Source organism: Streptomyces sp. NPDC006261 (assembly GCF_040613515.1).
In the GTDB taxonomy this organism is placed as follows: domain Bacteria; phylum Actinomycetota; class Actinomycetes; order Streptomycetales; family Streptomycetaceae; genus Streptomyces.
Map to the genome: position 1 here is coordinate 1 of NZ_JBEXSI010000127.1, position 5,452 is coordinate 5,452.

Genomic DNA, 5,452 nt, shown 5'->3' on the forward strand with positions numbered 1-5,452 from the left:
CAGCGGGTGATCCGTCAGGCGCTGGCCAGTGGCGGGCTCACGCCGGATGACGTGGACGCCGTCGAGGCGCACGGTACGGGGACGACCCTCGGCGACCCCATCGAGGCGCAGGCCCTCCTGGCCGCCTACGGGCGCGACCGTGATCCGGAGCGCCCGCTGCTCCTGGGTTCGGTGAAGTCGAACATCGGTCACACGCAGGCTGCCGCCGGTGTCGCGGGCGTCATCAAGATGATCATGGCGATGCGGCACGGAGTGCTGCCGCAGACCCTGCACGTCGACGCTCCGTCCTCGCATGTGGACTGGTCGCAGGGGGCGGTGGAGCTCCTGACCGAGCAGACCGCCTGGCCCGAGACCGGCCGGCCCCGCCGGGCCGGTGTCTCCTCGTTCGGGATCAGCGGCACCAACGTCCACACCATCATCGAACAGGCCCCCGGCACCACCGCCCCGACGACCGCCGAACCCACCCGCCAGGCCGGCACCGTGCCGTGGCTGATCTCCGGCAGGAGCCGCGACGCCCTGCGCGGCCAGGCGGCCCGGCTGCTCGCCCACGTCCAGGCACACCCCGGACTGGACCCGGCCGACGCGGCGTTCTCGCTCGCCACCACACGTACCCGCTTCGACCGGCGTGCCGCAGTCGTCGCGGGGGACCGCACCGCGCTGCTGCGCTCCCTCACCGCGCTGGCCGACGGCCGTCCCGACGCCGGAGTGATCGAGGGAGAAGCGGCGAACCGGGGCCGCACCGCGATGCTCTTCACCGGCCAGGGCAGCCAGCGGCCCGCGATGGGACGCGAACTGTACGAGCGTTTCCCGGTGTTCGCCCAGGCACTGGACGAGGTGTTCGCCGAACTGGACCCCCTGCTGGACCGCCCGCTGCGCGAGGTGCTGTTCGCCGGGAAGGACACGGCCGAGGCCGCCCTGCTGGACGAGACCGGCTGGACCCAGCCCGCCCTCTTCGCGGTCGAGGTCGCGCTCTTCCGTCTCGTACGGTCGTGGGGCGTCAGGCCGGACTTCGTCGCCGGCCACTCGATCGGTGAGCTCGCGGCAGCCCACGCGGCCGGCATCCTGTCGCTCACCGACGCGTGCACCCTGGTCGCGGCCCGCGCCCGCCTGATGCAGGCGCTGCCCACGGGCGGTGCGATGGTCGCCGTCCGCGCAGCCGAGGACGAGGTCGCCCCGCTGCTCGCCGGCCGCGAGGACGCCGTCTCCATCGCCGCGGTCAACGGTCCGGACTCCCTGGTCGTCTCCGGCGACGAGGACGCGGTCCTGGACATCGCCGCCGCCTTCGAGGCACGCGGGCGCAAGACCCGGCGACTGCGGGTGAGCCATGCCTTCCACTCGCCCCGCATGGCCGGCATGCTCGACGCGTTCCGCGGCGTCGCCGAGCAACTGACCTACCACCGACCGCAGATCCCCCTGGTCTCCCACACCGCGGGCGCCCCGGCCACCGCCGAACAGGTGTGCTCCGCGGACTACTGGGTGGCCCATGTCCGCGACGCGGTCCGCTTCGCCGACTGCGTACACGCCCTTCGCGACGCCGGGGCCACCACCTTCCTGGAGATCGGCCCCGACGGGCCGCTCTCCGCGATGGCCCAGGACACGCTCGGCGACACGTACGACGCCGAGTGCGTCCCGCTCTGCCGCGCCGACCGGGGCGAGGAACTCGCCGTCACCGGCGCCCTGGCCCGCCTCCACGTCCGCGGCGTCACCGTGGACTGGTCCGCCTACTTCGCCGGCACGGGGGCCCGACGGACCGACCTGCCCACGTACGCCTTCCAGCACACCTACTTCTGGCCGCAGACGCCCCAGCCCCCCGTGACGGCGGGCGCCGACCCGGCCGACCAGCGGCTGTGGGCCGCCGTGGAACGCGGCGACGCCGAGGAACTGGCCGCCGTACTCGGGCTGGGGGAGCGGGAGCACGACTCCCTCGGCTCCCTGCTCCCCGCGCTCACCTCCTGGCGCCGGGACAACCGGGAGAAGGCCCTGCTCGACACGTTGCGCTACGACGTGGAATGGGCGCAGCTCACCCAGCCGGCCGCGCCGGTCCTCGACGGCACCTGGCTCCTCGTCACGGGGGAGGCGACCACCGAGGAGGCCGGGACGCTCGCCGAGCAGGCCACCGCCGCGCTGAGCGCGCACGGCGCACGGGTCCGCCGTGTCACCCTGGACGCCGCGTGCGCCGACCGGCGGGTCCTGGCCGCACGGCTCGAAGCCACCGAGGACTTCGACACCTCGGCGAACGTGCTTTCGCTGCTCCCCCTGGACGAGCGCCCCTCCGGCCCGTACGCGCCCCTCAGCGAGGGCCTCGCCGTCACCCTCGGGCTCCTCCAGGCGCTCCACGACACCGGCTCGCACGGCCGGCTGTGGACGGTCACCAGCGGAGCCGTCTCGACCGGGCCGGGCGACCCCGTCACCCGCCCCGTCCAGGCCGCGGCCTGGGGGCTCGGGCGCACCGCGGCCCTGGAGCACCCCCGCCTCTGGGGCGGCCTCGTCGACCTGCCCGGCAGCCTCGACGAGCGGGCAGGGCAACGCCTCGCGAGCGTCCTCGCCGCGAAGAACACCCCCGACGGCGAGGACCAGGTGGCGCTGCGCGCCTCCGGCGTCCTCGGCCGCCGCCTCGTCCGCCGTGCCGTCGAATCCCTGCCCACCGCGCGGGACTTCACCGCCCGGGGCACCGTCCTGGTGACCGGCGGCACCGGCGGACTGGGAGCGGAGGCCGGCCGCTGGCTGGCCCGCTCCGGCGCCGAGAACCTCATCCTCCTCAGCCGCCGCGGCGCGGACGCCCCGGGCGCCGCCGCACTCCGCGCGGAACTGGAGGAGCTGGGGGCCCGCGTCGAGATCGTCGCCTGCGACTCCGCCGACCGGGACGCCCTCGCCGCAGTGATCGACGCTGTCCCGGACGACCTGCCGCTGACCGGTGTGGTGCACACCGCGGGGGTCGGCCACTACGGGCCCCTGGACCAGCTCACCCCGGCCGAGTTCGCCTCGCTGACCTCCGCGAAGCTCGCGGGCGCCGCGCACCTCGACGCCCTGCTCGAGGACCGCGAACTCGACCTCTTCGTCCTCTTCGGCTCCATCGCCGGCGTCTGGGGCAGCGGCGGCCAGAGCGCCTACGGCGCCGCCAACGCCTACCTCGACGCCCTCGCCGAGCACCGGAACGCCCGTGGACTGACCGCCACCAGCGTCGCCTGGGGCCCCTGGGCACAGGCGGGTATGGCCGCCGCCGACGAGACCGTCTCCGGTGCGCTGGAGCGCCAGGGGCTCGGCTTCCTGGAATCCGGCCTCGCCATGACCGAGCTGCGCCGCGCCGTGGTCCGGGGCGACACCACCGTCACCGTGGCGGACGTCGACTGGGACCGCTACGCCCCGGTCTTCACCTCCGCCAGGCCCAGCGCCCTGCTCACCGGTCTGCCGGAAGTCCGCGACGCCGCCGCCCCCGCCAAGGAGGACGGCACCGCCTCCGAGTTCGTCACCCGGATACGCGCCCTCGACGAGTCCGAGCAGAGCCGGGTCCTCTCCGACCTCGTACGGAGCGAGGCCGCCGCCGTACTCGGCCACAGCTCCCCCGACGGCGTGCCCGAGGGCCGCGCCTTCCGGGACATCGGCTTCGACTCCCTGACCGCCGTCGAACTGCGCAAGCGGCTCTCCGGCACCACCGGCCTCCCCCTGCCCAGCACGATGGTCTTCGACTACCCGACCCCCTCGGACCTCGCCCGGTACCTGCGGGCCGAGATCCTCGGCGCCGTCCTCGACGTGGCCGGTCCCGTCGCCACCGGCCTCACGGACGACGAACCCATCGCCATCATCGCCATGGGCTGCCGCTTCCCCGGCGGAGCCGACACCCCGGAACAGCTGTGGGACCTGGTCACCGGCGGCGCGGACGCGGTGACGGACTTCCCCGTCAACCGGGGCTGGGACGCGCAGGCGCTGTTCGACCCCGACCCGGACCGTGCGGGAAAGACCTACTCCACCTCGGGCGGCTTCCTGCACGAGGCCGACGCGTTCGACCCGGCCTTCTTCGGGATCTCCCCGCGCGAGGCCATGGTGATGGACCCCCAGCAGCGCCTCCTGCTGGAGACCACCTGGGAGACCTTCGAGCGCGCCGGAATCGACCCCGCCGACGTCCGGGGCAGCCTCACCGGCACCTTCATCGGCTCCAGCTACCAGGACTACGGCCTCGGCGCGGGCGACGGCGCCGAGGGCCACATGGTCACCGGCAGCATCCCCAGCGTCCTGTCCGGCCGCATCTCCTACGTCATGGGACTCGAAGGCCCCGCGGTCACCGTCGACACGGCGTGCTCCTCGTCCCTCGTGGCCCTGCACCTGGCCTGCCAGTCCCTGCGCAACGGCGAGTCCACGCTCGCCGTCGCCGGCGGCGCCACGATCATGACCACCCCCGCCCCGTTCATCGCGTTCAGCCGGCAGCGGGCCCTCGCCCGGGACGGGCGCTGCAAGGCGTTCTCCGAGGACGCGGACGGCATGACCCTCGCCGAGGGCGTCGGCATCCTGCTGGTCGAGCGGCTTTCCGACGCCCGGCGCAACGGCCACCCCGTCCTCGCGGTCATCCGCGGGTCGGCCATCAACCAGGACGGCGCGTCCAACGGCCTCACCGCGCCCAACGGCCCCTCCCAGCAGCGCGTGATGCGCCAGGCGCTGGCCAACGCCCGCCTGGCCCCCTCGGACATCGACGTGGTGGAGGCGCACGGAACGGGCACCCCCCTGGGCGACCCCATCGAGGCGCAGGCCCTGCTCGCCACGTACGGCCGGGACCGTGACCCGGAGCGCTCGCTGCTGCTCGGCTCGGTGAAGTCCAACATCGGGCACACCCAGTCCGCCGCGGGCGTCGCCGGTGTCATCAAGATGGTGATGGCGCTGCGCCACGGCAAGCTGCCCCGCACCCTGCACGCCGACAACCCCTCGCCGCACATCGACTGGTCCTCCGGCGCCGTACGGCTGCTGCACGAGCCCGCGGACTGGCCGGAGACCGGCCGCCCGCGCCGTGCCGCCGTCTCCTCGTTCGGGATCAGCGGCACCAACGCCCACACCGTGCTCGAACAGGCTCCGTCCGCCGACGGATCCGACGACCCCACCCCCGCCGTCGAGCCCGTCCCCGTCGCGGGTGGCGTCGTGCCCTGGACGGTCTCGGGCCGGACCGGCGCGGCACTGCGCGAGCAGGCGGCCCGGCTGATCGCGCACCTGGAGCGTGCGGACCCCGCACCGCGCCGCCACGATGTCGGCTTCTCGCTCGTCACGTCGCGTGCCCTGTTCGAGCACCGCGCCGTCGTGGTGCCCGACGACGGCGCCGACCCGGTCGACGCACTCCGGGCGATCGCCTCGGACGCGGCGTCATCCGTGACAGCCCGGGGTGTGGCTGATGTGGAGGGGCGGACGGTGTTCGTGTTTCCGGGTCAGGGTTCGCAGTGGGTGGGGATGGGTGCGCGGCTGTTGGAGGAGT

General features: G+C 74.5%; 1 protein-coding gene. It reads left to right on the plus strand.

The genetic code is table 11. From position 1 onward, the window contains the following. On the plus strand, window positions 1-5,452 hold a 5,452-nt coding region (locus ABZ154_RS34645; RefSeq protein ID WP_356838411.1), incomplete at both ends, for a type I polyketide synthase.